Below are 26,605 nucleotides of genomic sequence, written 5' to 3' on the forward strand. Positions count from 1 at the left end.
GGCACCTGACCGCCGGCGCCCCGCACCCCTCGGTACGCACCCGTACCACGATCGTTTCCTCACACAGGAGTTCTTGTGCCCACTCCCTCCGCCGTGCCGCGGCCCGAGTACCCGCGACCGCAGTTCGTCCGCGGCGACTGGCTCAACCTCAACGGCACCTGGCAGTTCGAGTTCGACCGTGGGGACAGCGGTCTGGAACGCGGCCTGCTCGAACGTGACCTCGACGGTGAGATCACGGTCCCCTTCTGCCCGGAGTCGGAGCTGTCCGGCATCGGCGAGACCGACTTCTTGGACGCCGTCTGGTACCGGCGGGCCGTCACGCTGCCCGCCGCCTGGGCCGGACGCCGCGCGCTGCTGCACTTCCAGGCCGTCGACTACGACACGACCGTGTGGGTGGACGGCACCGAAGTGGCTCGCCACCGCGGCGGGTTCACCCCGTTCACCGCCGACCTCGGCCCGGTGCCCGGGGCCGGCCGGGAGATCACCGTGACCGTGCGGGCCCGGGACCCCCGGTCCGGGCCGCAGGCGCGCGGCAAGCAGGCCACCCGTTACGCCAACCACGACTGCAACTACACCCGTACCACCGGCATCTGGCAGACCGTCTGGCTGGAGCCGGTGCCGGACCTCCATCTGCGGCGGCCCCGGATCACCCCCGACCTGGCGGGCTCGGCGTTCCACCTGGAGCTGCCGCTGTCCGGCAACCGCCCCGGGCACCGGGTGCGGGCCGTCCTCAGCGACGCCGACGGCGAGGTGGCGCGCGCCGAGTCGCGCGCCGACCTCGATCTCGCGCCCCACCTCCACCTGCCCGTCCCGGCGGACCGCCGCCGGGAGTGGAGCCCGCAGGACCCGCACCTGTACGGCCTGCGGCTCGAACTGCTCGACGCCGACGGGCAGCTCGTGGACGCCGCCGACAGCTACGCCGGGCTGCGGGCCGTCGGCATCCGCGGCAAGGCCATCACGCTCAACGGCCGCACCGTCTTCCAGCGGCTTGTCCTGGACCAGGGCTGGTACCCCGACGGCCTGATGACCGCCCCGAGCGACGAGGCGCTGGTGCGGGACATCGAGCTGGCCATGGAGGCCGGCTTCAACGGCGCGCGGCTGCACCAGAAGGTCTTCGAGGAGCGGTTCCTGTACCACGCCGACCGGCTCGGCTACCTGGTGTGGGGCGAGTTCGGCGACTGGGGCTGCGAGGTCGGCGGGAGCTCGGGGGACAACCAGCAGCCCGACGCGTCGTACACCGCGCAGTGGCTGGAGGCGCTGGAGCGCGACTACTCGCACCCCTCGATCGTCGGCTGGTGCCCGCTGAACGAGACCTACCAGCGGCTCCACGACCGCATCACCCAACTCGACGCCGTCACCCGGGCGATGTACCTGGCCACCAAGGCGATGGACACCACCCGGCCGGTGCTGGACGCCTCCGGCTACGCGCACCGGGTCGCCGAGAGCGATGTGTACGACTCGCACACCTACGAGCAGGACCCGGCCGCCCTCCGCAAGCTGCTCTCCGGCCTCGCCGACGGCGAGCCGTTCGTGAACGCCCACCCCGACGGCCGGCCCTGGTCGCTGCCGTACCGGGGCCAGCCGTATTTCGTCAGCGAGTTCGGCGGGATCTGGTGGCACCCGGAGACGGTGGCCGAGGCGCGCGGCGACGACCGGCAGGAGTCCTGGGGCTACGGCGACCGGCCGCGCGACGAGGAGGAGTTCCAGACGCGCTTCGCGGGCCGGACGGGCCTTGCGCGCGCCGTCAGGACGGCCGGGCGATCAGCGCGAAGCGGTGGCAGGTGACCCGGAACGGCTCGCCGCCCGCCATCCGCTCGTGCAGGGCCCGCAGCGCCGCCTCGTACCGGTCGACCGTGAAGCCGGGCACGTGCCAGGGCGTGATCCGCAGGAACAGCACCAGCGCGCCCAGGTCGTGGAACGCGGCCGGGACGCGGCACTCCGCCTGCCAGACGACGTCGAACCCGGCCGCCGTCAGCTCCCCGGCGGCGGAGGCCAGGTCGAAGCCGCGGTAGCCGTGCGGGGGCGCGCCCAGCGCCTCGTTGATCTCCTCGACATCGCGCCCGCCGACCTGCTGGGTGACGAAGACGCCGTCCGCGGTCAGCACGCGGCGCAGCTCCCGCGCGTCGTAGGCGGCGTGGCGGCTGGTGACGAGGGAGAACGAGCCGTCCGGGAACGGGAGTCGGTCGTCGGTCACCTCGGTCACCTCGACGCCCAGCGGCTCCAGGCGCTCCCGGGCGACCGGCACGTTCGGCTCGTACCCCTCGGTGGCGGCCGTGCGCGGCGGCAGCGGGGCCAGCGAGGCGAGCAGCTCGCCGCCTCCCGTGCCGAGGTCGAGCAGCGAAGCGGCGCCGGGCAGCCGCTCCCGCACCAGCTTCTCGTAACTCCACGGCACCGCGTGCGCGTTCTCCGTGAAGCGCCCCCGGAAGACCCCCATGTCCCAGCCCACGAACGGCTTTGTCAGTCCCTCGGCGATCAGTTCGTCAAAGCCCATGGGGCGGAGTCTGGCAGCCGCGCGGCCCGGTGGCATCCCGTTATGGGGGTGGTCGCCCGGTCATGGCGCCGTCCTGTTGACGGTGATGCGATTGAGCGTGGCGGCCAGATCGGGGGTCTCGCCGAGGATGAGCGCCGCGCCGCCGCGCGCGCCCACCCGGGCGCCCAGCCCCAGCTCGGCGCCCACCACGTCCACGTCGCGGACCAGGGAGAGGGCGTAGCGGCGGATGGCCGTCCGCATCGGGCCGAGCAGCGCCTCCCCGGCCTGGGACAACTCGCCGCCCACCACGATGCGTTCGGGGTTGAGGAGATTGCAGAGGTTGGCCAGCACCTGGCCGACGGCCGCGCCGATGTCGGCGAACACGCCCTCGCCCGCCCGTTCGCCGGCCGCGGTCCGGGTCAGCATCTCCTCCAGGCCCGTCGTCGCGCCGAACACCGGGCGCAGCGCGGCGAGTACGGCCGGGATCCCCGCGTAGAGGACGAGACAGCCGCGGTTGCCGCACCGGCAGGGCGGGCCGTCCCGGCTCACCGAGACATGGCCCAGCTCGCCGGCGGCGCCGACGGCCCCGCGGTACAGCCGCCCGTCCAGGATCAGACCCGAGCCGATGCCGCTGGAAAGCCCGAAGTACAGCAGGTCCCGCACGCCGCGCCCGGCGCCCCAGCGGGCCTCGGCGACGGCCTCCAGGCGGGTGTTGTTCTCGACCGTGACCGGCAGGCCGAGCACGCGGCCGAACTCCTCGGCGGCGCGCACGTGCGACCAGGGCTCCCCGGGCAGGGACACCCCGACCACGCCGGTGGTGCGGTCGATCGGGCCGGGCACCCCGACCCCCACGCCGATGACCTGATCGGGGCGCAGACCGTGCTCGTCAAGCTGCTGTTGCAGCAGCTTGGTGCCCGCGGTGATGCGTTCGGCCGGCCCGCAGGCGGGGTCCAGCGCGGTGCCCGCGCTCGCGATCTCCCGGAACCCCAGGTCGCTGAGGTGCACCCAGACGCTGTTGAACGTGTGGTTCATCCCGGCCACCGCCGCCGCGCCCGGGTTGACCGAGAGCAGGTCGCGGGCCCGCCCGTCGACCTCCGCGCCGGGCTCCTCGTCGGCCTGGACGATCAGGCCGCGCGCCAGCAAATCCTGGACGAGCGTGGAGACCGTCGTGCGCGAGACACCTCCCCGGCGCGCCAACTCGGCGCGGTGCAGGGGGCCATGGGCGAGCAGCAGCGAGAGCAACTGCTCCTGGTTCGCGCGCCGCAACGCTCGCAGTGCGCCTCCGGACTTCTGGCTCATGACGCCAAGATTACCCGGCTATTGCGAAAGAGCATCAAGAGTCTTGACACGCTTTCCGGTGGAGGGTGAAGCTCGGGGGCCTCACGCAGCGGACCCGACGGACCGACAGCTCAAGGAGAGAACATGACCGACCGCCCCCTGGCGCGCCGCCACGTCATCGGAACGCTCGGCGCCGGACTCCTCGCCACCGCCGCCGCCACCCTCCCGGCCACCCCCGCCGCGGCGCGCGGCCACGACCGCCCGGCCCGCACCGACGTGCTCATCGCCCCGTCCTCGTTCCGCAACTACCGCCGGTTCGAGAACACCTGGAACTACCACTATCCCTGGGGCGACACGCACAACGGTTCCGTCCGCATGGTCGGCGGGCCCGACGACCACCGGCACATCTCCCTGTCCGACGGCGTCCTGACGCTGAAGGCCACCCGGGTCACCGATGACGACGGCACCTCCATGCCGCCGTGGAACCTGCCCATCCGCTACCACTCCGGCGCCGTGCACGCGAAGGACCAGGTGCTCGTCGACGACACCTGGCCGGTGTGGGACCTGCGGGGCGAGTTCCAGGCGCCCTCCGGGCACGGCACCTGGCCGGCGTTCTGGATCACCGGCGTGGACAGTTGGCCGCCGGAGAGCGACATCCTGGAGTACAAGGGCACCGCGGACAACTGGTTCAACACCTACCAGAACCCCGACGGCGAATGGTCCAGCAGCATCATCGCCGTGGACCGCCCGGAGCGCTGGCACAGCTACCGGGCCGTGCTCACCAAGGTGAGCGCCACGGACGTGGAGATCCGCTACTACCTCGACGGGGAGCTGATGGGCACGCACCGCGGCGCCGACTTCGTCGGCAGAGCCATGTGGATCATCATCAACCTCCAGATGGAGGGCTCCTCCGGCACCCCGGGACCGGAGACGGACACGTACTACCGCGCCCGCGGCCTCTACGTCGCGCGCAGCCGGCCCTGACACGGGGGAGAGGGGTGGGTCCCCGGCGCGGGACCCACCCCTCTCCTTCGGCCTGCGCGGCCGGCGCGTCAGCCCAGCGTTGCCAAGGCCTGGTTGAAGGTCGCCGACGGACGCATGACCGCCGCCGCCTTCGCCGGGTCGGGCCGGTAGTAGCCGCCGATCTCCGCCGGCGAGCCCTGCACCGCGATCAGCTCGTCGACGATCGTGCGCTCCTGCTCGCCCAGCGTCTTGGCCAGGGCGGCGAAGGCCCCCGCCAGCTCCGCGTCATCGGTCTGCTTCGCCAGCTCCTGCGCCCAGTACAGCGCCAGGTAGAAGTGGCTGCCGCGGTTGTCGATGCCGCCCAGCCGCCGGCTCGGCGACTTGTCCTCGTTGAGGAAGGTGGCCGTCGCGCGGTCCAGGGTGTCGGCGAGCACCTGGGCCCGCGCGTTACCCGTCCGCTGCGCCAGGTGCTCGAAGCTGACCGCCAGCGCCAGGAACTCGCCCAGGCTGTCCCAGCGCAGGTAGTTCTCCTTGACCAACTGCTGGACGTGCTTGGGCGCGGAGCCGCCGGCGCCCGTCTCGAACAGCCCGCCGCCGTTCATCAGCGGGACGACCGACAGCATCTTGGCGCTGGTGCCCAGCTCCAGGATCGGGAACAGGTCGGTCAGGTAGTCGCGCAGCACGTTGCCGGTGACCGAGATGGTGTTCTCGCCGCGCCGGATGCGCTCCAGGGAGAACGTGATCGCGTCGACCGGCGACTTGATATCGATCCGCAGGCCCTCGGTGTCGTGCTCGGGCAGGTACTGCTCGACCTTGGCGATCAGGCTCGCGTCGTGCGCGCGGCCCTCGTCCAGCCAGAACACGGCCGGGTCGCCCGTCGCGCGGGCACGGGAGACGGCCAGCCTGACCCAGTCCCTGATCGGCGCGTCCTTGGTCTGGCACATGCGCCAGATGTCGCCCGCGCTCACCGCGTGCTCCAGCACGGTCTGCCCGCCGCCGTCGACGACCCGCACCGTTCCGGTGACCGGGATCTCGAACGTCTTGTCGTGGCTGCCGTACTCCTCGGCCTTCTGCGCCATCAGGCCGACGTTCGGCACCGAGCCCATCGTCGCCGGGTCGAAGGCGCCGTTCGCGCGGCAGTCGTCGATGACGGCCTGGTAGATGCCGGCGTAGCTGCTGTCCGGGATGACCGCGAGGGCGTCGGCCTCGTTGCCGTCGGGGCCCCACATGTGGCCCGAGGTCCGGATCATGGCCGGCATGGAGGCGTCGACGATGACGTCGCTGGGGACGTGCAGGTTGGTGATGCCGCGGTCGGAGTCGACCATCGCGAGCGCCGGGCCCTCGGCCAGCTCGGCGTCGAAGGACGCCTTGATCTCCTCGCCCTCGGGCAGCGCCTCCAGGCCCTTCAGGATGCCGCCGAGGCCGTCGTTTGGGGTCAGGCCCGCGGCGGCCAGCGTCTCGCCGTGCGCGGCGAACGTCTTCGGGAAGAACGCCCGCACCACATGACCGAAGATGATCGGGTCGGAGACCTTCATCATCGTGGCCTTCAGGTGCACCGAGAACAGCACGCCCTCGGCCTTGGCCCGGGCCACCTGCGCCGCGAGGAACTCGCGCAGCGCCGCCACCCGCAGCACCGACGCGTCCACGACCTCGCCCGCGAGCACCGGTACGGACTCCCGCAGGACGGTGGTGCTGCCGTCGTCCCCGGCCAGCTCGATGCGCAGTGAGCCGGCCTCGGCGACGACCGCGGACTTCTCGGTGGAGCGGAAGTCGTCGGCGTCCATGTGCGCCACGTTCGTCTTGGAGTCGGCCGACCAGGCGCCCATCCGGTGCGGATGCGTCCGGGCGTAGTTCTTCACCGAGGCGGGGGCGCGGCGGTCGGAGTTGCCCTCGCGCAGCACCGGGTTGACGGCGCTGCCCTTGACCTTGTCGTAACGGGCGCGGATGTCCCGCTCCTCGTCGGTCTTCGGGTCGTCCGGGTAGTCCGGCAGCGCGTAGCCCTGCTGCTGGAGCTCGGCGATCGCCGCCTTGAGCTGCGGAATCGAGGCCGAGATGTTCGGCAGCTTGATGATGTTCGCCTCGGGAGTCCGGGCCAGCTCGCCCAGCTCGGCCAGGGCGTCGTCGATGCGCTGGCCGTCCTTGAGACGCTCGGGGAAACTGGCGATGATCCGCCCCGACAGCGAGATGTCGCGGCTCTCCACACGCACCCCGGCCGTCGAGGCGTAGGCCTCGACCACAGGCAGGAACGAATACGTCGCCAGGGCCGGGGCCTCATCAGTGTGGGTATAGATGATGGTCGAGTCAGTCACCGGGTGCTCCGCTCACGTGGGTGCAACATTGCTCGACATCAAGATATCTTGTGATGCATCCCCGCTCGACAGGGCTCCGCCCGACCGGCCCCCGTGCCGCGTCGGCGCACCCACGAGCCGCCGGACTCGCGGGTGCGGCCGAGGCCGGTGACTCCGATCAGATGGCCACGCCGAAGTCCCGGGCGATGCCCTCCAGGCCGGCGGCGTACCCCTGGCCCACGGCGCGGAACTTCCACTCGGCCCCGTTCCGGTACAGCTCGCCGAAGATCATCGCGGTCTCCGTGGCCGCGTCCTCGCTCAGGTCGTAGCGCGCGATCTCGGCGCCGCCGGCCTGGTTGACGATGCGGATGTACGCGTTGCGAACCTGGCCGAAGTTCTGCTGGCGGGCGTCGGCGGCGTAGATGGAGACCGGGAAGACGATCTTGTCGATGTCGGCCGGCAGGGCCGCCAGGTTGACGTTGATCACCTCGTCGTCGCCCTGGCCCTCGCCGGTGCGGTTGTCGCCGGCGTGCACGATCGTCTGGTCCGGGGTCTGCTTGTTGTTGAAGAAGACGAAGTGGCTGTCGGAGTACACCTTGCCGCTCGTGTTCACGGCGATGGCGCTCGCGTCGAGGTCGAAGTCGGTGCCGGTGGTGGTCCGGACATCCCAGCCGAGCCCGACGGAGACGGCGGTGAGACCCGGCGCCTCCTTGGTGAGCGAGACATTTCCGCCTTTGGACAGAGATACAGCCATGAAGTCTCCCAGGACTCTCGGCGGCGCCGGCCAGTCCCCGGCGCCGTTAGGACAGGGTCACGAATCTACGGCACGGCCCGGACAGTTGAGGAAGGAGGCGGGTCGAGCCGGCGCAGGAACCGCAGCCCCGGGCGGCCGTCGATGTCGACGTCCCCCACCACGCCGAACCCGGCCCGCGCGAGCACGGCCCGGGACGCCTCGTTGTCCAGGGTGGTGACGGCCGTCAGCTCCCTGAGCCCGTACTCGGCGGCGGCCAGCCGGCACGCCTCCCGTGCGGCGGCCGTCGCCACGCCCCGCCCCGCGGCCCGTTCGCCGACGCGGTAACCCAGCTCGGCGGCGCCCTCCTCCACATCCACCAGATTGACCCGGCCGATCAACTCCCCGGACTCGTCCAGGATGACGTGGAAATGGCACGTTCCGGCGTCCTGTTCGGCCAGCCGCTCGCGGTGGATGGCGGCGAAATCGGCGAAGTGCGCGTCCCCGCGGTCCGGTATGGAGCGCGTGAAGTACGCCCGGTTCGCGCGCTCGAAGGCCAAGAGGGCGGGCGCGTGGTTCTCGTTGAGCCGCTCCAGTCTCACCGTCACCATGAACGGGAGCCTAAACCCCGGCCGCGCGGGCCGGCCCATCGGTACTGTGCCGCGCATGCATCGAAGCCGTGTCTAGGCCATTCTCATCGACACCCCCGAGGCCGAGGCGCCCCAGGCGGCGGCCTTCTGGTCCGCGGCCCTGGGCGTTCCCGCCCAACCCGTCGCGGCGAGGAGCAGTTCACCGTGCTGCACGGGGCGCTGCCCGGCCTGGTCGCCGCCGTCCAGTCGGTCGACGACGCGCCGCGGTTCCACCTGGACATCGAGACCAACACGCTGAACGCCGTCCAGGTCGAGATGACCTGACGCCCTGGGTGCACGACCCGTTCGAGGTGCTGCTGCGCACCCGGCTCGGCGGCGGCACCGACGGCACCGCCGCGATGGCCCTCGCCCGCCCGAAGATCGCCGATCCGCGCAACACGGTGCTGGTGTGGATCTCCGACTTCTACGGCAACCGGGCGCTGATGACCGACTTCCAGGCCATACACCGTTCCGGGGTGAAGCTCATCCCCGTCGGCTCGGTGAACAGCTCGGGGCGCGGCAGCGTGGACCCGTGGTTCCGCCAGCGCCTCAAGGACCTGGGCACGCCCGTGATTTCCGGCCACATCCGCAAGCTCGTGTTCGAGCTCAAGAACTTCCTCGCTTAGGAGACCGACGAATGACCGACAACATGCTGCGCGCGCCGGCCGAGGTGAAGTACGCCGAGGAGCTGGACTGGCTGGAGTCCGTCGACGACGGCCCCAAGCCGTTCTCGTGGCGGCTCAGCCCCAAGATGGTGCGGCTGTTCATACTCGGCTCCGAGCGCGCCGACGGGCTCGACCGCGAGATCCCGCAGAAGTGGTTCGGCGACCGCAGCTTCGTCGAGCGCAGCATCGTGACCCTCGCCTCCGACCGCGGCCTGCTGCTGATCGGCGACCCCGGCACCGGCAAGAGCTGGCTCGCCGAGCTGCTCTCGGCCGCCATCTGCCGCAACTCCACGCTCGTCGTCCAGGGCACGGCCGGCACCACCGAGGACCACATCAAGTACTCGTGGAACGTCTCGATGGTGATCGCCAAGGCAGTCACGCCAGTCGATGATCCCCTCGCCGATCATGACGGCGATGGAACGGGGCGTGATCGGCCGCTTCGAGGAGCTGACCCGGTCCACCAGCGACGTCCAGGACGCGCTCATCTCCATCCTGTCCGAGAAGTACGTGTCCATCCCCGAGCTGGACGACGACAACATCGTTTTCGCCCAGCCCGGATTCTCGATCATCGCCACCGCCAACAGCCGCGACCGCGGCGTCAACGACCTGTCCTCCGCCCTGAAGCGGCGGTTCAACTTCGTCCGCATCCCGGTCGTCACCAACAAGCGCAGCGAAGCGGAGATCGTCCGCTTCCGCACCGGCGAACTGCTGCGCCGCCACCGGATCGAGCTGGAGGTGCCGCCCTCGCTGCTCGACATCCTGTTGCAGAGCTTCGCCGACCTGCGGGCCGCCGCCACGGCGGCCACCAGCGACGACGAGAAGCTGGAGTCCGCGCTGTCCACCGCGGAGCAGATCGGCGTGCTGGAGGACGCCATCCTGCACAGCCAGTTCTTCGGCGACCGCGTGCTCGGCGCCCGCACGCTCGCCGGCTCGCTGGTGGGCTCCCTGGCCCGGCGCAGCCCCGAGGACCTGGCCATCCTCAACAAGTTCTGGCACGGCGTCATCGAGCCGCGCAGCAAGAAGGGCGGCGCCGGCCCCTGGCAGGAGTTCCTGGAGGGCGGCCGCGACGCGATCGCCACGCTGTCATGAGGACCCAGGAGAACGCGGCACCCGCGGGCGCGCCCGGCCCGTTCGGCGCCCTCCGCGAGCAACTGCGCGCCGCCGCCGACGCCTTCGCGGGCGCCGGCGGCGGGGTGCCCGGCATCCTGTCGGGCATGGTCGACGACGTCGGCCGGGCGCTGGGCGAGGCCCTGGAGATCTTCCCGGTATGCCACCACTCACCGGCCTCGGCCCTGGCCATGGTCCGCCGGCTCGCCGAGAAGCAGCCCAAGGTCATCTACCTGGAGCTGTGCGAGGACCTGCGGCCGCTGGTCGACGAGCTGCGCAACTGCCGCCTCCCGGTGGCGTTGCAGGCGTTCGCCACCGAGATCGACGGCTTCCCGGCCGAGCAGGCGCCGCTCAGCGTCGTCGCCCCGATCTCCGAGGCGTCGGCCGAATACCAGGCCATCGCCTACGCCCTGGACACCCCGGGCGTGGAGCTCGTCCTGGTCGACCGGTCCAGCGACCACGTCTTCCAGTGGGCGGCGACCGAGCCGTCCGGACCGGCGCCGGCCGCCGAGGAGGCGCCCCGGGACGAGGCCGGTCTGCACGGCGACGCGGTCGGCGTCGAGATCGGCGACCTGCGCCCGCGCTTCGCCGAGCTGGAGGAGTACCTGCTTCACCACGGCAAGGTCCGGCACTGGTCCGAGTGGTGGGACCAGTACGTCGAACAGCCCCTGGTCGGCGCCGACTACGACACCTACCGCCAGGTCATGGTCATGATCGGCAGTCTGTTCCGGCGGCTGCGCCCCGAGCGCGACGCCCGCCACGCCCGGGACGAGGACCGCGAGCGCCACATGTGGACGCGGATGCGGGAACACCTCGCCGCGTCGGGCGCCGACCCGGCCCAGTGCCTGTACGTCTGCGGCGCCTTCCACGCGGCCAGCCGCGTCGAGCAGTTCGGGCTGGCCACACCGGCGGAGCCGTACGAGATCACCCCCCGCACGGCCACGCGCTGGATGTACGGCCTCATCCCGTCCAGCCACTCCGCCATCGAGGCACAGTTCGGGCTGGCGCCCGGCTCGGTGTCCATCGCAGCGGCGACCTGGACCAAGGCGCTGAAGCAGAGCGGTGCCACGCCGTTCCGGCTCAGGTCCGGGAGCGGCGCGGGCGGGACCGGCCCGGCCCGGCGGCCCGCGCGGTCCGGACGCAAGCGGTCGGCCGCCGCCGGCCCGGCACCGGGCGGGCCCGCGCCGGCCACCGACCGGCTGTCCGGCTTCCTGGCCACCCCGCCCGAGCCCGACGACCTCGACGAGAGCGAACTGCTCGGATGGTGCGTCGACATCGTCAGGCTCGCCCGCCGCAACGGATACGCCGCCAGCACCGTGGACGCCATCGCGGTGTTCGAGACCGCCGTCCTGCTGGCGGGGATGCGCGGCCGCCGCCGTCCCACGGCGTACGACTTCGAGGACGCCGCGGTCACCTGCATCGAGAAGGACACCGTGCCCGGCCGCCGCGATGTGCGCCGGCTGTGCGAGATCCTGCTCGGCGGCGACCGCGTCGGCACCGTCGGCTACGACGCGCTGCCGCCACTGGCCCGCGACGTGCTGGACCGGCTGGCGCCCCTCGGGCTCAACCTCGGCGCCCGCACCAACCAGCGCGCCCTGCTCGACCTGGACGCCGACCCCGAACTGCGGCCCTGCTCCGACCTGTTGTGGATCCTGCGCCGCCTGCTGGGCGACGTGGCCCGCCCCATCATGGGCACCCGCCGGCTGGGGGAGCGGTCGATCCAGGAGAGCTGGGGCCTGGCGATCGGCCGCAACCAGCGCGCCATCGTCGAGCTCGGCTACGAGGGCGTCACCGTCGAACAGGTCCTGGAGCAACGGCTGCGCCGCGAGGCCTGGGCACCCGAGGCCACTGCGGCGACCGCGCTGGAGGCGGTGGAGGAGGCGCTGCTCTACCTGGGCGGCCGCCGGCTCGGCGACGGTCTCGGGACGCGCGCCGTGGAGTTGCTGGCCGCCGAGCGCACCGTGGACGGCGCGCCGCGCGTGCTGCGCCAGATGCGCCGGCTGCTGGCCCACTACCGCGCCACCGAAGAGGGCCTGCCGCGGTGGTGCGAGGCGTTCGTCACGGCCGGTTACGCGCACTACTGCACGCTGCTGCCGACCGCGTTCGTGGCGGAGGACAGCGAGGTCCGCCAGGTGGCCGCAATGCTCGGGTTCCTGTTCGGCATGGAGAGCTTCGCGCTCTCGCTCGGCTGCGACCACACGCAACTGGAGCTGGCCGTACGGCAGTCGCATCCCGAGGCGCCGGACAAGGTCGCCCTGCTGTGGGCGGCCAAGTCCCAGCTCGGCCTGATGTCCACGGCCGAGCTGCGGGCGCGGTGCGACGAACTGCTGGCCAACCCGCTGGTCGTCCCCTCCTTCCCGCGCTACCTGAGCGGGTTCGTCCAGGCCCTGGAGCCGGTTCCGGCGCTGGCGCCCTTCGTGGTCGAGCTGCTGTCCAAGGCGTTCGGGCGGCTGCCGGACTCGGTGCTGCTGCCGTGGCTGCCCCGGCTGATCACCGCACTGCGCGGCGAGGCGCGGGAGTTGGTGCCGGTGCTCGTGCGCGAGGCCGGCCGCACGTTCCCCGCCGCGCTGTCCGCCGTCGACTCCTGGGTCCCGCCGTGGGCGACGTCCGCCGCGGCGCCCCGGCCGGTGACCGCCCCGGCCCCGGCCGGACCGGTGGCGGAGCTGCTGGCCGCCCGGCCGGCGACGTGCGACGCCGTGGCCGGACTGCTCGGCCTGGGCGGCGAGTGGCGGGCGGCCGGGCCCGCGCCCGGCGGCGCCGGTCACCCGGAGGCCGGCGCGCTGCTGGCCCGGCATCCCGAAACGGCGGGCGCCGTCGCGGAGTTGCTCACGTTCCGGCCGGCCGGTTAGCCAGGTCCGGCGCCCCGGCACGGCGGGGCGCCGGACACCCGCGGCACACCAGATGTTGGCATCGCTGTATTGGCATGGACACTTCCGTCAACGCGCGTAGCTTGGTACAACGGTCCCGCAAGGATCTTGCCGATGGAGGTTCCGTGAGACCGACCCGGTCGTTGTCAGCCGTATCCGTCCTGATCTTCGCCTTCCTACTCGCCCTGACGGGCGCGGGTCCGGCCCAGGCAGCCGGACCCGCCTATGTGGCCCTGGGGGATTCCTATTCCTCGGGCAACGGCGCCGGCAGCTACATCAGTTCCAGTGGTGACTGCCACCGCAGCAACAACGCGTACCCCGCGCGCTGGGCCGCCGCCAACAGCCCGTCATCCTTCGCCTTCGTAGCCTGCTCGGGCGCCGTGACCACCGATGTGACGAACAGGCAGCTCGGCTCGCTGAACTCGTCCACCGGACTGGTCACCATCACCATCGGCGGTAACGACGCCGGCTTCGCCGACGCCATGACCACCTGTGTGACCGGCTCCGAGAGCACCTGCCTCAACCGTCTGGCCACGGCCCGCAGTTACATCAGCAACACGCTGCCGGGCCGCCTCAACACCGTGTACAGCGCGATCCGTTCGCGGGCGCCCAACGCGCGTGTCGTCGTGCTGGGCTACCCCCGGATGTACATCGAGCCGTCCTGGTGGTGCGTCGGTCTCGGCGAGACCAAGCGCGAGGCCATCAACGACGCCGCCGACCTGCTCAACTCGGTCATCTCCGGCCGAGCTTCGGCCCACGGCTTCGTCTTCGGCGACGTACGTCCCGTCTTCGACGGCCACGAGCTGTGCTCCGGCGACGACTGGCTGCACGACCTGGCGGTGCCCGTGTGGGAGTCGTACCACCCCACGGCACGCGGCCACGCCAGCGGCTACCTCCCCGTGCTCAACGCCCGGGACTGACCCGACCGGGACTGACGCGACCGGCCGGGGACCACGGTCCCCGGCCGGTCCGCCCCGCGACGGGGACCGCTCAGCGCTTGATCTCCTTGATGCGCAGCATGCGCGTGATCACGCTGTCCAGCTCCGCGTCGTCGAAGACCTTCTTCCAGTCGTCGCGGACGATGGACTCGCGCCCGTAGTCCATCGCGATCAGACAGGCGTCGGAGAACGGGTTGTCACCCTTGAGGGTGTTGGCCAGCGCGACCTGGGTGTGGCCCAGCAGCATCGCGCGGGCGGCCTTCTCCGGGACGCCGACCGTGTGAACGGTCTCGTGCAGCGCCTCGGTCAGCAGGGCGCCGACCATGCAGGCGATCGTCTCCACCAGCGTCGGCTCCAGGACCGCGAGCTGCTTGACCGTCACCCAGTGGACGTCGACGACCGGGGCGTACATGGTGCGGATGACCGACTCGGCCAGGGACTTGGCGGCCTCGTCGGCGCCCTCGAAGGAGGCGACGACCTCCTGCGGGGCGGCGACGCCGCCGAAGGTGTCGGCCCACTCCTCCTTGGTGGTGCGCTCCAGGAAGACGGACGGGTGGCACGGGTGGGCGACGGCGTTGTGGATGTCGTCGCGGCGGGCCAGCAGCCCGGCGTAGGCGGCGGCCGGGTCGAGCGTGAGCAGGACGGCGCCCGGCTTCATGACCGGGACCAGGGCCTCCGACACGGTGCCCAGCACGACGTCGGGGACGGCGAGGATGACGACGTCCGCCTCGGCCGCGGCGGCGGTGCCCTCGGTGATGTCGCGGCCGAGCCCGCGCAGCAACTCCTGGCCCTGCGGGGAGTTCTCGCTGAACAGGGTGCGGAAGTCGCTCTTGACCAGGTTGTTCGACACGCGCTGGCCCATCTTGCCGGCGGCCCCGATGACGGCGACGGTGGTGGTGCCGGTGGCCGGCTCGGCCGGGTTGGTGGCGGTGGCCATCAGTTGCTCCTGCTCCTCGTGAGGGTGTTGATGCTGTGTTCGGTCCACCGGGCCTCCAGCTCGGCGGTGCTCGCGTAGTCCCCCTGCCAGGGCAGCCAGTGCTCGACGATCTGGCTGATGCCCTTGTCGGCCGGGCGGACGGCGGTGATCAGGTGGCGGTAGTCCAGGAGGCCCTCGCCCAGCGGGCAGCCGGCCAGGGTGAAGCCGACCCAGCCGTCGCGGCGGGTGAACGCGAAGTCCTTGACGTGGATGTTGACCACGTAGGGCGCGGTGGCGTCGATGACATCGGCGGGCCGCTCCAGCCGGGCGACGCTGTTGGCGGGGTCCAGGCAGACGCCCAGGTGCGGGCTGCCGACGCCCCGGACCACGGCCAGCAGGTCGGCGGTGGCGACCTGTTCATACGTCTCCAGGCCCAGGGTGACGCCGCGTTCGGCGTACCGGGGCACCGTCTCGGCCAGCAGCGCGACGGCCTCGGCGACGGTCGGCCGGTGGTCGGCGGTGTTCAGCATGGTCCGCACGAAGCGGGCGCCGAGCCGGTCGGCGAGTTCCAGGTAGCGCCGCAGGTGGCCGGGGCGCACCCCGCGGGTGCCCAGCTCCAGGGCGATGCCCGCCTCGTCGGCCTGCGCGCGGATGGCGGCCAGCCGGGCGTCGCCCAGCGTCCCGATCAGCGGGTAGTCGCAGAACTGGAAGACGTCGCCGCCCAGTTCGCGGGTCCGGGTCAGCATCTCCTCGGGCGTCAGTGGCTTCGGGGCGCGCTCGGAGACGCGCCAGAAGAACGCGTAGGTGCTCAGTCCGTACGCCATCACCGCGCTCCTTCCGGTTCCCGGGCGGCGTGCAGGGCGTACGCCTCGTCGAGGATGCGCTCCACGGCGGCCGGGTCGTGGGCGAACCGGCCCAGGAACAGGCCGCCGACGTCCCCGCCCAGGCCGGTGAGCAGGCCGGGGCCGGCGCTGCCGCCGTAGATGACGCGGCTGCCGGCGAACCGCGGCCGGCCGGCCAGCCACCGCGTCAGTTCCGCGCAGACCGTGCGGATGTGGTCGGCCGAGGCCGGCTCGGGGGCGCCGATCGCCCACTGGGGTTCGTAGGCCACGACGACCGGGGTCGGGCCGGCGTCCTGCGCGGCGGTGGCGAGCAGCCGGCCGAGCTCGGCGACGGTGCGGCTCGCGGCCTCGGCCGGGGAGGTGCGGTCGAGCTCGCCGACGCACAGCACCGGGGTGAGCCCGTGGCGCAGCGCGGCGGCCGTCTTGGCGGCGATCACGGTGTCGCCCTCGCCGAACAGGCGCCGCCGTTCGGCGTGTCCGACCTCCGCGTACGCGCAGCCGATCTCCTTGAGCTGGGCGCCGCTGACCTCGCCGGTGTAGGGCCCGGCGTCCTCGGCCGCGAGGTCCTGGGCGCCGGTGCGCACCGAGGAGCCGGCCAGGACGATCCCGGCGGGCACCAGGGTGGGGAAGGAGGGCAGGACGAACAGCTCCGCCACCCCGCCGGTGACCGCGGGGTGTCGGCCGGCGATCTCGGCGACGCGGCGGCACCAGTTGAGCGTCTGATGGTGCCCGAAGTACATCTTCAGGCTGATCCCGACCGTGACGGCCGGGGGCGCGGCGGTGCGCATCAGGCGGCCCCGGAGCAACTGTTCTCGTAGTCGCCGATGACGCGGACCTTGCCGGCCGAGGGCGACGTCTCGTCGAACCGGTAGGTCAGCCACTCGGCGGCCAGCCGGCGGGCCAGCTCCAGGCCGATGACGCGCTGGCCGAAGGTGAGCACCTGCGCGTTGTTGGACAGGACGGCGCGCTCCACGGAGAACGAGTCGTGCGCGGTGACGGCCCGGATGCCCCGCACCTTGTTGGCGCTGATGGCCACGCCGAGGCCGGTGCCGCACACCAGCAGCGCCCGGTCGGCCTCGCCGGCGGCGACGAGTTCGGCGGCGGCGATGGCGATCGTCGGGTAGGGGGTGTGCCCGTCGGCGTCGACGCCCACGTCGGTGACGGCGGCGACCAGGTCGCTGTTCTCCAGGTCCTTCTTCAGGACCTCCTTGTAGGCGTGGCCGGCGTCGTCGGAGCCGACGACGATGCGCAGCTTGTCGCTCATCTCAACCTTCCTTGTGCTGGGGCGCGTCGGCGAGGGTGTGCTGGACGGCGCGGACGATCAGGGCGAGGGAGTGGGCGCCGGCGTCCGGGGTGCCGAGGCTCTTCTCGGCGTGCGGACGGGCGCGTCCCAGGCGCGGCAGCAGGTGGGCGGTGGCCTTGGCCGCGGCCTCGGCGGCGGTCGCGGCCGGTCCCCAGGCGTCGGCCAGCCGGCGGCCGGCCGCGACGCCCTCGCCGAGGACGTCGGCGAACGGCACCAGCGCGTCGACCATCGTCCTGTCGCCGACCTCCGCCTTGCCGAGCCGGCGCACGCCGGTGGCCGCCGCGGCGACGCCCGCCGCCACGACGGGCGCGGTGGGGCGTTCGGTGTCGTCCAGCTCGGCGCCGATCGCGTGCAGGATGACTCCCCACAGCGCGCCTGAGGTGCCGCCGGCCCGGTCCGCCCAGGCGTCGGCGGCGCGGCCGAGCAGCGTGCCGGCCCCCGCGCCGCGCCCGGCGGCCTCGGCCGCCGCCTCGTAGGCGGCGGCGGAGCCGCGCCGCATGCCGATGCCGTGGTCGCCGTCGCCGGCCACCGCGTCGATGTCGCCGAGCTCGTCGGCGTGGGCGGCCATCGTGTCCCGCACGGCGCGCAGCGCGGCCAGCACGGTGACGGCGGTGGCGCGGGAGGCGTCGCTCGCCTGGGGAACGGCCGCCGCGGGCGTCTCGTCGGACAGCGGGCCGGTGTCCTCCGGCCCGGTGCCGGACGCTCCCCGCTCCGGAACGCCGCCCTTGCGGAACGCGGGGGTGTCGGCCGGCGCGGTCCACAGCGGGGCCAGTTCGTCGTCCAGCCAGCACAGGGTGAGGGAGACACCGGCCATGTCGAAGCTGGTGACCAGCTCGCCGACCTCGGGGTCGACGATCTCCACGCCGGCCTCGGCCAGCAGCCGCGCCACCGTGCGGTAGACGACGAACAGCTCCTCGTACTTCACCGCGCCCAGGCCGTTGAGGATCACCCCGGCGCGCTGTCCGCGCGGGGTGTCCAGGCCGTCGGGCAGCTCACCGAGGAGCGTTTCGACGAGCAGCGCGGCGGCCTCGTCGGCGCTGGGCACGGGCCGTTCGCCCATGCCGGGCTCGCCGTGGATGCCGAGCCCGACGGCCATCCGGCCGGCCGGCACCTCGAACAGCGCCCGCCCGGCGCCGGGCAGGGTGCAGCCGCTGAACGCGATGCCGAACGAGCGGGTGCGGGCGTTGGCCAGTTGGGCCAGCCGCGTCACCTCGGCCAGCGGCAGCCCCTGCTCGGCGGCGGCGCCGGCGGCCTTGAACACCGCCAGGTCACCGGCCACGCCCCGGCGCTTGTCGCGCTCGGCGGTGGCCGCGCTGGATATGTCGTCGGTGACGGCGAGCGTGGCCACGGGGATGCCCTCGGCGCTCAGCCGCTCGGCGGCCTGCCCGAAGTGCAGGACGTCACCCGCGTAGTTGCCGAAGGTCAGCAGCACCCCGCCGCCGGCCTCGGCGGCCCGCGCGACATCGCGGATCTGCCGGGCCGAGGGGGAGGCGAAGACGTTGCCGACGGCGGCGCCGTGCGCCAGGCCCGGCCCGACCAGGCCGGAGAACGCGGGGTAGTGGCCGCTGCCGCCGCCGATGACGACGGCGACGTGGCCGGGCGCGGTGGGGACGCGGCGCACGACGCCGCCGGGCACGGCGCGCACCCAGCGCCGGTGCGCCGCTGCGAAGCCGGCCAGTGCCTCGTCGGCGAAGGCCGCGGGGTCGTTGACGAGGTGGGTCATCGGTGGGCCTCCACGAGCTCCGTCTCCGGCCGGCCGGGCGCGGCCTCGGGCCGGGCGGCGAGCCACAGCATCAGCGCGGCGGACATGAGCATGAAGCCGCCGACGAGGAACAGGGGAAGGTGGTAGCCGCCGCTGAAGTCCTTCAGCCAGCCGGTGACGTAGCCGGCCGCGAAGCCGGCGACGTTGCCCGCGGTGTTGATCAGCGCGATGCCCGCGGCCGCCGCGGCGCCGGTCAGGAACCGGGAGGGCAGCGACCAGAACACCGGCAGCGCGGCGAAGATCGAACAGGCGGTGACGGTGATGACGGCGATGGTCGTGGACGGCGCGTTCATGTAGAGGGCGACCGGGATGGAGACGCCGCCGGCGATCGCCGGGCCGGCCACGTGCCAGGCGCGGGTGCCGTGGCGGGTGGCGTGCCGGGACCAGAAGAACAGCGCGACGGCGGCCGGCAGATACGGCACCGCGGTGATCAGCGCCTTGTCCATGACGCTGAAGCTCGTGTCGAACTGCTCCTCGAAGCCCTCGATGATCGTGGGCAGGAAGAACGCCAGCGCGTAGAGGCCGTAGATGAAGCCGAAGTAGATGATCGACAGCGTCCACACCCGGCCGCTGGTGAACGCGGCGCGCAGCGCCTCGCGGCCATGGCTCTCGGTGACGGCGCCGGTCTTGCCGGCGTCCTCGGCGGCCAGCTCGCGGACCAGCCAGTCCTTCTCCTCCTGGGTCAGCCAGCGGGCCTGGCTGGGCCGGTCGATCAGGTAGAACCAGGCGACGATGCCCAGCAGGATCGCCGGCAGGGAGACGCCCAGGAACATCACGCGCCAGCCTTCCAGGCCGAAGAGCCCGTGCTGGTTGATGAGCTGGCCGGCCAGCGGGGCGCCGATCACCGTGGTCAGCGGCTGGGCGAGGTAGAAGAGCGCGAGGATCTTGGTCCGGTGGCGGGTGGGGACCCACTGGCTGAGGTAGAGGATCGCGCCGGGGAAGAACCCGGCCTCGGCGACGCCGAGCAGGAACCGCAGCACATAGAGCTGCTCGCTGTTCTGCACCCAGGTGAACAGGAGCGCCACGACGCCCCAGGTGACCATGATGCGGGCGAGCCAGCGGCGCGCGCCGAACCGGTGCAGGGCCATGTTGCTGGGGACTTCCAGCACGATGTAGCCGATGAAGAAGACGCCGGAGGCGAAGCCGAACTGCGCGGCGGTCAGGGCCAGGTCGTCGCCCATGCCGTTGGGCTCGGCGAACGACACGGCGGTGCGGTCCAGATAGTTCACGAAGAACATCAGGGCCACGAAGGGGACGAGCCGGACGGAGATCTTCCTGATGGCCGATCTCTCTATGGCCTCCACGGCCTGGCCGGTCGAGGTGTGGGACGGGGTAGCGGCTCCCATGGTCACTCCTTGCTGGTTCGGACAGCTCTGTCCGATTGCTGCCGCCCGGCTGGGGGGTCGGGAGCGCTCACGCTAACACTGGTTACCAATTTACCAAAGAGGATTGGTTACCAATTTACCAAAAGGTTTCGCACATTTTTTCCACCCTATGTCCGTCTTGCGGGGGTGGGCCGTGACGTTGTTCACCCGGGGTCTGATGTACTTGACCGGTGACTGCCCAGACCGATCAGCCGGACTTCGTCTCGCTCCTGCGGCCCGTCGTACGGGAGTCGTCGGTGAGCGAGGTCGCCAAGCGCCTCCTCGACCATCTCTCCGAAGGGAACCTCAGACCGGGCACCCGGCTGCCCGCCGAGCGGCAGCTCGCCGAGGCCCTGGGCGTCGCCCGGTCCAGCGTGCGCGGCGCCCTGTCGGCCCTCGATGTGCTCGGCATCATCGAGATCAAGCCCGGCTCCGGCTCGTATGTCCGCGCGGGCACCTCCGAGTTCCTGCCGCGCGCGATCAACTGGGGCCTGATGCTCGGCCAGCGCCGCACCCAGGACCTGGTCGAGGTGCGCACCTTCATGGAGCGGATGTCCGCCCGGCTCGCCGCCGAGCGCGCCGAGGACGACGACATCGCCCGGCTCGGCGGCCACCTGGAGCGGATGCGCGAGGCCGCCGGGGACGTCACCGCCTTCATCGAGGCCGACATCGCCTTCCACCTGGAGACGGCGAACGCCGCGGGCAACACCGTTCTCAACGACATCCTGCACAGCATCCGCGCCCTGCTCCAGGTCTGGATGGAACGGGCCGGGGACGTCGAGGGAACGGTCAGCGGCACCCTGCACGAGCACGGCACGATCCTGGAGGCCATCCGCAACCGGGACCCGGAGGCCGCCGACCGCGCCATGGCCGAGCACATGCGGCTGGCCAGCGAGCGGCTCCAGTCCTCCCTCGGCGCCGACCAGGAGCCCGCCGAGCCCGGCCGGGTCGGCTAGCCACCGTCAATTCGCTCGACGCGCGCGACCGCCGTCCGCCACAATCCGCGCCATGACTGCCCCCGCCGCGACCGCGGTTCCCGTTCTGTGGCTGTGCGGTCCGCCCGGGGTCGGGAAGACCGCCGTCGGCTGGGAGATCTACTCCCGGCTCCGGCGGTCCGGCACCGGGGCCGGCTACGTCGACATCGACCAGCTCGGCATCTGCTACCCCGAGCCCGCCGGCGATCCGGGGCGGCACCGCATGCAGGCGGAGAACCTCGGCTCCGTGGTGGCCAACTTCCGGGCGGCGGGCGCCCGTTGCGTCGTCGTGTCCGGCGTCGTGGACGCCGCCCGCGGCATTCACGACGACCGGATCCCGGGCGCCGCGCTGACGGTGTGCCGGCTGCGCACCGGCCCCGAGGAGCTGACGCGGCGGCTGACCGGGCGGCAGGGGAGCTGGGTCTCGGTGGAGGACGCGCTGGAGGACGCCGCCGCGTTGGAGGCGAGCGACTTCGCCGACGTGTGCGTCGACACCAGCGGCCTGCCCGTGGCCGAGGTGGCGCGGCGGGTGCGGGAGGCCGCGGGGGACTGGCCCGCGCCGAACGGCCCCCGCCGGCCGTCCCGCGCGGCCCGCCCGGAGGCGCGCGCCGCGGCCGGCCCCGGCGGGCCGGTCCTGTGGCTGTGCGGAGCGACCGGCGTCGGCACCTCGACGGTCGGCTTCGACCTCTATCTGCGGACCCTGCGCGCCGGGCACGCCGCGGCGTATCTCGACCTCGACCAGCTTGGGTTCCTCGGGCCGGCGCCGGCCGACGACCCGGGAAACCACCGGGTCAGGGCCCGTAACCTCGCCGCCGTGTGGGAGACCTACCGCGCGGCCGGGGCCCGGCGCCTGGTGCTGGTCGGCCCGGCCGGGGAGGGCGCGTTCGCCGCCGGGTACGCCGACGCGCTGGCGGGCGCCGGGGTGACGCTGTGCCGCCTGCACGCCGGGCGCGAGGAGCTGACGCGGCGGATCCTGGGCCGGGCCCGGGGCGGAAGCTGGGCGCAGCCGGGCGACCCGCTGCGGGGGCGGTCCGACGAGCATCTGCTCGGGGTCGCCGAGGGCGCGGTGGCGCAGGCGGCGGCCCTGGACCGCGCGGGCGTCGGCGACCTGCGCGTCGACACCGACGGGCGCGACGCCGCTCGGGTCGCCGACGAGATCGCCGCCCGGACCGGGTGGCCGGAGCCCTGAGTTGGGCCGGCCCGTCCGGTCCGGGCGGGCGGACCTCAGCCGTTGACGGTGCAGGAGCCGTCGTTGAGGGTGAAGCGGCTCGGCAGTGAGGCGTTACCGGTGTGGCTGGCCAGGAATCCGGCGGTGACGCTCGCGCCCGGCGCGATCGTCCCGTTGTATTCGTTGTTGGTCGCGGTGACGTTGCTGCCGGACTGGGTGAACGTGCCGTTCCAGTCGGAGACGATGTTCTGTCCCGCGGCCAGCGGGAAGGCCAGCTCCCAGCCCTCGACCGGGGTGTCGCCGGTGTTGGTGATGGTGATGTCGACGGTCATGCCGGTGTTCCAGGTGCTCGCCCTGAGGTCGACGCGGCAGGTGGGCTCGGCCGCCTCGAAGGTGACGCGGTGCAGGCCGCCCGGCAGGTCGTTGACGACGTAGAACTCGCCGTCCACCGTTTCGCCGAACGCGGTCACCTGGGTCGGGAACTCCCCGATCTCGGCCTGGTCGTAGCCGCCCGCGCCGTCGGGGCGCAGCGCGTACACCCGCGACGAGCAGTAGTCGGTGGCGATGTAGGTGCCCCCGACGATGTCGGCGAACTCCGAACCGTGGTACACCCGTCCGCCGATGACGGCGCAGCCGCCGCCGGACAGCGGGTAGGTGAAGACGGGGTCGGTGAGCTCGGCCGTCGGCGAGCACTGGGCCGCGTCGAACTCCACCAGCCCCTCGCGGCAGGACCAGCCGAGGTTCGCCCCGGGCTGCTCGGCGGGGGACAGGTGGTCGATCTCCTCCCAGCGGCCCTGCCCGACGTCGCCGATCCACAGCGAGCCGTCGGCCTCGTCGAAGGAGAACCGCCAGGGGTTGCGCAGCCCGTAGACCCAGATCTCCTCACGGGCGCCCTCGACGCCGACGAACGGGTTGTCCTCGGGGATGCAGTAGAGGAGGTCGCCACAGGTCCGGCTGACGTCCAGGCGCAGGATCTTGCCGAGCAGGGTGTCCACCCGCTGCCCGGTGTCGAACGGGTCGCCGGACCCGCCGCCGTCGCCGATGCTCCAGTACAGGTAGCCGTCGGGGCCGAAGGTGAGCTGGCCGCCGTTGTGGTTGTTGTACTCGGCGTGCTCCTGGGACAGCAGCGGCTGGAGGCTTGCGTCGCCGAGGTTGTACCGGGCCAGCGTCACCGCGCCGTCGGGCAGCGCCGTGTAGGCCAGGTAGAGGTCCTGGCTGGTGGCGAAGTCGGGGGCGAGCGCGATGCCGAGCAGGCCGCGCTCGTTGCCCGACTCGTCCACCGAGGACGTGATGTTGATGATCGGGTCCGGCGCGAGGCCGGTGTCGGGGTGGTAGACGCGGACGGTGCCGCGCTTCTCCACGATGAACAGCCGGTCCGTCCCGTCGTCGGGCGCGGCTATGGCGACGGGGCGCCGCAGGCCGGAGGCGACCTGGGTGGCGCTCGCGGTGATGTCGCCCAGCGGCACGTCGGCGGTCTCGGCCGCCGACGACTCGGCGGCGGGCGCGGCGGCGGGGGACGCGGTGTCGGGCGGGGACGCGGACGCGGCTAAGGGGGCGATCACGGTCAGCGAGAGCGCGAGCAGCAAGGGACCGGTCCAGCGGCGTCGTGACATATCGACTCCTGGAGCGAGGGGTTGCCGGGGGGGTGGGGCGCGTTCGGACTTCGATCAATTCAGGGCGTATGCAGCCAAGTTCATTCGGTAACGTGGGTAAGTCGGCTCGGTTCCGGTTGAATCCTGTACTGCAACGCGCCTGACGGGACCGTAGCGGCTCCTCTCCTTCCACACCAGATTGCCTGCGCAACATCCCTGGCCCGACGCGCCCGCGTCCGCCCCGGCGACGGCCGGCAAATGCGGTGGACGCCACGGCAGTTGGTGTCCTAGCGTCACCTGGGTCTAGCCAGGTCACGATCTCGGGAGGTGCGTTTGATGAGCGTTCAGGCCATCGCGGCGGGCTACGGCCGGCCGCCCGACACCGTCACCATGACCTCATCGAACACAGGGAATCTCCGAAGTGGACCTGGCACGTAGTTTCACCATCCGTGAAAGCAGCCACCGCATTCACAATCCGTTCACCCTCGACCAACTCGCCGTGCTGGGACGGGCGCTGCGCCTGGCACCCGGGACGCGCGCGCTCGATCTCGCCAGCGGAAGCGGCGAGATGCTCTGCACCTGGGCGAGTGCCCACGGCATCACCGGCACCGGCGTGGACATCAGCACGGTGTTCACCGAGAAGGCCCGGGCCCGTGCCGCCGAACTGGGCGTCGCCGGGCAGGTCGAGTTCATCCACGGCGACGCGTCGGGGTATGTCGCCGACGAGCCGGTCGATCTCGTCGCCTGCGTCGGCGCCACGTGGATCGGCGACGGACTGCCCGGCACCGTACGGCTGCTGCGGCAGAGCCTCCGGCCGGGCGGCATGATGCTGATCGGCGAGCCGTACTGGAACCAGGAGCCGCCGGACCAGGACACCGTCGAGGGGTGTCACATGCGGAGCAAGGACGACCTCCTGCCGCTGGCCGGACTGATCGAGCGGTTCGGCGAACTCGGCTACGACGTCGTCGAGATGGTGGTCGCCGACCGGAACGGCTGGGACCGGTACCGCGCGGCGCAATGGCTCAACATCCGCCGCTGGCTCGACGCCAACCCCGGCGACGAACTGGCCGCCGAGCTGCGCGCCGAGCTCACCACCGAGCCCGCCCGCTACGCCCGGCACCAGCGTGAGTATCTCGGCTGGGGCGTCTTCGCGCTCATGAGCCGCTGATCAACACCGTGGGCGGGCCCGGCAGTCCAGCCGCCGGGCCCGCCCACGGCCGCGCGTCGGACGCCACCCGCCCGCTGCCCGACGCGCGTCGGATGCCCGGCCCCGCCGCCGCGTGGCACCGTGCTGCGGTGATCCGGTCCCAGCCGGGCGCCGGCCATCCCGCGGAGGAACTGCGTTGAAGCCTGTCACACCCCTGAGCCGGCTCCTGGCCGGCGTCCTGACACTGCTCACCGGCGCCCTGCTGCTGTCCGCGCCCACCGCCTTGGCCGCCGGACTCGGCGCCGGAGGCGGCACCGGCAACTGGACGGGCACCTGGTCCACCGCCCCGACCACCGTGCCGGCCGGCGACACCACCACATTCCGGGACCAGACGATCCGGCAGGTCGTGCACGCCAGCATCGGCGGCGACGCGCTGCGGATCCGGTTCTCCAACGAGTTCGGCACCGCGCCGCTGGTCATCGGCGAGGCCCGCGTCGCCCGGCAGGCCAGCGACGGCCCCGGCTCGCGCGCCATGCCGGGCACCGACCGGCCGCTGACGTTCGGCGGCCGGACCCGCGTCACCGTGCCGCCCGGCGAGCCGCTGCTCAGCGACCCCGTCCCGCTGCGCCTGCCCGAGGCCGCCGACCTGCTGATCAGCGTCTACCTGCCCGAATCCACGCGCGGCAGCACCGTCAACGCGTTCTCCGCCGAGGAGAACTACCTCGCCGACGGCAACGTCACCCGCCGCACCGACATCACCCCCACCGCCACCACCGACCGCTGGTACTTCCTCACCGGCGTCAGCGTGCTCACCCGGCCCGGCCCCACCGCCGCCGTGGTCACCCTCGGCGACTCCCTGACCGCCGGCTCCTCGGTCAGCACCAACCACCGCTGGTCCGACCACCTCGCGCAGCGGCTGCGCGACGCGCGCGGCCTGCCGGACACCGGCGTCCTCAACGCGGGCATCAGCGGCAACCGCCTGCTGCGCGACCCCAACCCCCCGGCCGATTCCCCCGCCCAGGGTTACGCGGCGTACTTCGGCGAGAGCGGCCTCAAGCGGTTCGACCGGGATGTCCTCGCCCAGCCCGGCGTCCGCTCCGTCATCGTGCTCCTCGGCATCAACGACATCGGCCAGCCCGGCACGGTCTCCGCGCCCGCGTCCGAACGCGTCACCGCCGCCGAGGTCATCGACGGCCACCGGCGGCTGATCGCCCGCGCCCACGCCCACGGCATCGAGGTCATCGGCGGCACGATCACCCCGTTCCGGGACGACACCCTCGGCTTCTACAGCCCCGAGAACGAGGTGGTGCGCCAGCAGGTCAACGCCTGGATCCGCACCAGCGGCGCCTACGACGCGGTCGCCGACTTCGACGCCGCCGTCCGTGACCCGGCCCAGCCCGACCGTCTGAACCCCGCCTACGACAGCGGCGACCACCTGCACCTGAACGACGCGGGCAACGCCGCCCTCGCGACCGCCGTGCCGCTGGCCGCCTTCCGGCCCGGGTTCGCCAACTGACGGGAAACACCGGCACGTTGCACCTGGTGACAAGGGGACGCGCGGTTGGTTGGATGCCTCCAACGCCGAGCGGTCGAACCTTGGAG

At 72.6% G+C, this 26,605-nt stretch carries 20 protein-coding genes and 2 pseudogenes; 10 read left to right on the forward strand and 12 right to left on the reverse strand.

The features are described from left to right. Positions 1 to 75 precede the first annotated feature (75 nt). Entirely contained in the window at positions 76 to 1,785 is a 1,710-nt protein-coding gene (locus RM590_RS13105; protein WP_311704681.1) for a glycoside hydrolase family 2 protein, read from the forward strand. On the opposite strand, the gene RM590_RS13110 is transcribed toward RM590_RS13105, so the two are convergent. Next, a complete protein-coding gene (locus RM590_RS13110; protein ID WP_311704682.1) occupies positions 1,745 to 2,491 on the reverse strand; it encodes a class I SAM-dependent methyltransferase in 747 nt (248 codons plus the stop codon). The genes RM590_RS13105 and RM590_RS13110 overlap by 41 nt on opposite strands. Positions 2,492 to 2,551: 60 nt before the next feature. After that, entirely contained in the window at positions 2,552 to 3,769 is a 1,218-nt protein-coding gene (locus RM590_RS13115; RefSeq protein ID WP_311704683.1) for an ROK family transcriptional regulator, read from the reverse strand. 123 nt (positions 3,770 to 3,892) lie between these two features. Between RM590_RS13115 and RM590_RS13120 the strand changes: the two genes are divergently transcribed. Continuing rightward, positions 3,893 to 4,732: a LamG domain-containing protein gene (locus RM590_RS13120; protein WP_311704684.1), complete on the forward strand. Its 840-nt coding sequence runs from the start codon at positions 3,893 to 3,895 to the stop codon at positions 4,730 to 4,732. A 68-nt stretch (positions 4,733 to 4,800) separates the two neighbouring features. Here the strand turns inward: RM590_RS13120 and RM590_RS13125 are convergent, their stop codons facing one another. From RM590_RS13125 to RM590_RS13135, 3 genes are all read right to left on the reverse strand, one after another. After that, on the reverse strand, positions 4,801 to 7,020 hold the full coding sequence (locus tag RM590_RS13125) for an NADP-dependent isocitrate dehydrogenase (protein ID WP_311704685.1): 2,220 nt from the start codon (positions 7,018 to 7,020) through the stop codon (positions 4,801 to 4,803). A gap of 157 nt (positions 7,021 to 7,177) precedes the next feature. Beyond that, complete coding sequence (locus RM590_RS13130; protein WP_311704686.1) at positions 7,178 to 7,753, reverse strand: TerD family protein; 576 nt, start codon at positions 7,751 to 7,753, stop codon at positions 7,178 to 7,180. A gap of 65 nt (positions 7,754 to 7,818) precedes the next feature. Next, positions 7,819 to 8,340 carry a GNAT family N-acetyltransferase gene (locus RM590_RS13135; protein WP_311704687.1) on the reverse strand — a complete coding sequence of 174 codons (522 nt, stop codon included), beginning with the start codon at positions 8,338 to 8,340 and terminating at the stop codon, positions 7,819 to 7,821. Positions 8,341 to 8,636: 296 nt separating this feature from the next. Between RM590_RS13135 and RM590_RS13140 the strand changes: the two are divergent. From RM590_RS13140 to RM590_RS13155, 4 genes and pseudogenes are all read left to right on the forward strand, one after another. Beyond that, positions 8,637 to 8,984: pseudogene (locus RM590_RS13140) on the forward strand (VWA domain-containing protein); the annotation flags it as partial. Between the two features lie 11 nt (positions 8,985 to 8,995). Then, a pseudogene (locus tag RM590_RS13145) lies at positions 8,996 to 10,112 on the forward strand (ATP-binding protein). Then, positions 10,109 to 12,979 (forward strand): DUF5682 family protein, encoded by a 2,871-nt coding sequence (locus RM590_RS13150; protein ID WP_311704688.1) that lies wholly within the window; start codon positions 10,109 to 10,111, stop codon positions 12,977 to 12,979. Before RM590_RS13145 ends, RM590_RS13150 begins: the two are co-directional and overlap by 4 nt. Before the next feature lie 143 nt (positions 12,980 to 13,122). Continuing rightward, positions 13,123 to 13,917 (forward strand): SGNH/GDSL hydrolase family protein, encoded by a 795-nt coding sequence (locus RM590_RS13155; RefSeq protein ID WP_311704689.1) that lies wholly within the window; start codon positions 13,123 to 13,125, stop codon positions 13,915 to 13,917. Between the two features lie 70 nt (positions 13,918 to 13,987). Here the strand turns inward: RM590_RS13155 and RM590_RS13160 are convergent, their stop codons facing one another. Genes RM590_RS13160 through RM590_RS13185 form a run of 6 tightly spaced genes read right to left on the reverse strand, consistent with a single transcriptional unit; the run spans position 13,988 to position 20,104 of the window. After that, positions 13,988 to 14,872, reverse strand: a complete 885-nt coding sequence (locus tag RM590_RS13160; protein ID WP_311704690.1) for a phosphogluconate dehydrogenase C-terminal domain-containing protein — start codon at positions 14,870 to 14,872, stop codon at positions 13,988 to 13,990. Further along, on the reverse strand, positions 14,872 to 15,675 hold the full coding sequence (locus RM590_RS13165) for a sugar phosphate isomerase/epimerase family protein (RefSeq protein WP_311704691.1): 804 nt from the start codon (positions 15,673 to 15,675) through the stop codon (positions 14,872 to 14,874). Before RM590_RS13165 ends, RM590_RS13160 begins: the two co-directional genes overlap by 1 nt. Then, positions 15,675 to 16,481 (reverse strand): triose-phosphate isomerase family protein, encoded by an 807-nt coding sequence (locus tag RM590_RS13170; protein ID WP_311704692.1) that lies wholly within the window; start codon positions 16,479 to 16,481, stop codon positions 15,675 to 15,677. The genes RM590_RS13165 and RM590_RS13170 overlap by 1 nt, the downstream gene beginning before the upstream one ends. Next, positions 16,481 to 16,957, reverse strand: coding sequence for a ribose-5-phosphate isomerase (locus RM590_RS13175; protein WP_311704693.1), 477 nt, complete (start codon positions 16,955 to 16,957; stop codon positions 16,481 to 16,483). Before RM590_RS13175 ends, RM590_RS13170 begins: the two co-directional genes overlap by 1 nt. Position 16,958: 1 nt before the next feature. Next, positions 16,959 to 18,719: a dihydroxyacetone kinase family protein gene (locus RM590_RS13180; RefSeq protein WP_311704694.1), complete on the reverse strand. Its 1,761-nt coding sequence runs from the start codon at positions 18,717 to 18,719 to the stop codon at positions 16,959 to 16,961. Further along, positions 18,716 to 20,104, reverse strand: a complete 1,389-nt coding sequence (locus RM590_RS13185) for an MFS transporter (protein WP_311704695.1) — start codon at positions 20,102 to 20,104, stop codon at positions 18,716 to 18,718. Before RM590_RS13185 ends, RM590_RS13180 begins: the two co-directional genes overlap by 4 nt. A gap of 209 nt (positions 20,105 to 20,313) precedes the next feature. On the opposite strand from RM590_RS13185, the gene RM590_RS13190 reads away from it, so the two are divergent. Both RM590_RS13190 and RM590_RS13195 read left to right on the forward strand, forming a co-directional pair. Continuing rightward, entirely contained in the window at positions 20,314 to 21,078 is a 765-nt protein-coding gene (locus RM590_RS13190; protein ID WP_311704696.1) for a FadR/GntR family transcriptional regulator, read from the forward strand. A 52-nt stretch (positions 21,079 to 21,130) separates the two neighbouring features. Beyond that, positions 21,131 to 22,285, forward strand: coding sequence for an AAA family ATPase (locus tag RM590_RS13195; RefSeq protein WP_311704697.1), 1,155 nt, complete (start codon positions 21,131 to 21,133; stop codon positions 22,283 to 22,285). Between the two features lie 35 nt (positions 22,286 to 22,320). Here RM590_RS13195 and RM590_RS13200 read toward each other — a convergent pair whose 3' ends face one another. After that, a complete protein-coding gene (locus RM590_RS13200) occupies positions 22,321 to 23,877 on the reverse strand; it encodes a PQQ-dependent sugar dehydrogenase (protein ID WP_311704698.1) in 1,557 nt (518 codons plus the stop codon). Between the two features lie 400 nt (positions 23,878 to 24,277). On the opposite strand from RM590_RS13200, the gene RM590_RS13205 reads away from it, so the two are divergent. Further along, positions 24,278 to 25,024 (forward strand): SAM-dependent methyltransferase, encoded by a 747-nt coding sequence (locus RM590_RS13205; RefSeq protein ID WP_311704699.1) that lies wholly within the window; start codon positions 24,278 to 24,280, stop codon positions 25,022 to 25,024. A 175-nt stretch (positions 25,025 to 25,199) separates the two neighbouring features. Continuing rightward, on the forward strand, positions 25,200 to 26,519 hold the full coding sequence (locus tag RM590_RS13210) for an SGNH/GDSL hydrolase family protein (protein WP_311704700.1): 1,320 nt from the start codon (positions 25,200 to 25,202) through the stop codon (positions 26,517 to 26,519). Positions 26,520 to 26,605 lie beyond the last annotated feature (86 nt).

This window comes from Streptomyces litchfieldiae, from assembly GCF_031845365.1.
Classification (GTDB): Bacteria; Actinomycetota; Actinomycetes; order Streptomycetales; family Streptomycetaceae; genus Streptomyces; species Streptomyces litchfieldiae.

What these genes read in the sequence shown, in the direction of transcription:
- RM590_RS13110 (WP_311704682.1), bottom strand. Translation starts at nt 2,491, where the DNA reads ATGGGCTTTGACGAACTGATCGCCGAGGGACTGACAAAGCCGTTCGTG.
- RM590_RS13115 (WP_311704683.1), bottom strand. Translation starts at nt 3,769, where the DNA reads ATGAGCCAGAAGTCCGGAGGCGCACTGCGAGCGTTGCGGCGCGCGAAC.
- RM590_RS13120 (WP_311704684.1), top strand. Translation starts at nt 3,893, where the DNA reads ATGACCGACCGCCCCCTGGCGCGCCGCCACGTCATCGGAACGCTCGGC.
- RM590_RS13130 (WP_311704686.1), bottom strand. Translation starts at nt 7,753, where the DNA reads ATGGCTGTATCTCTGTCCAAAGGCGGAAATGTCTCGCTCACCAAGGAG.
- RM590_RS13135 (WP_311704687.1), bottom strand. Translation starts at nt 8,340, where the DNA reads ATGGTGACGGTGAGACTGGAGCGGCTCAACGAGAACCACGCGCCCGCC.
- RM590_RS13150 (WP_311704688.1), top strand. Translation starts at nt 10,109, where the DNA reads ATGAGGACCCAGGAGAACGCGGCACCCGCGGGCGCGCCCGGCCCGTTC.
- RM590_RS13160 (WP_311704690.1), bottom strand. Translation starts at nt 14,872, where the DNA reads ATGGCCACCGCCACCAACCCGGCCGAGCCGGCCACCGGCACCACCACC.
- RM590_RS13165 (WP_311704691.1), bottom strand. Translation starts at nt 15,675, where the DNA reads ATGGCGTACGGACTGAGCACCTACGCGTTCTTCTGGCGCGTCTCCGAG.
- RM590_RS13170 (WP_311704692.1), bottom strand. Translation starts at nt 16,481, where the DNA reads ATGCGCACCGCCGCGCCCCCGGCCGTCACGGTCGGGATCAGCCTGAAG.
- RM590_RS13175 (WP_311704693.1), bottom strand. Translation starts at nt 16,957, where the DNA reads ATGAGCGACAAGCTGCGCATCGTCGTCGGCTCCGACGACGCCGGCCAC.
- RM590_RS13180 (WP_311704694.1), bottom strand. Translation starts at nt 18,719, where the DNA reads ATGACCCACCTCGTCAACGACCCCGCGGCCTTCGCCGACGAGGCACTG.
- RM590_RS13185 (WP_311704695.1), bottom strand. Translation starts at nt 20,104, where the DNA reads ATGGGAGCCGCTACCCCGTCCCACACCTCGACCGGCCAGGCCGTGGAG.
- RM590_RS13195 (WP_311704697.1), top strand. Translation starts at nt 21,131, where the DNA reads ATGACTGCCCCCGCCGCGACCGCGGTTCCCGTTCTGTGGCTGTGCGGT.
- RM590_RS13200 (WP_311704698.1), bottom strand. Translation starts at nt 23,877, where the DNA reads ATGTCACGACGCCGCTGGACCGGTCCCTTGCTGCTCGCGCTCTCGCTG.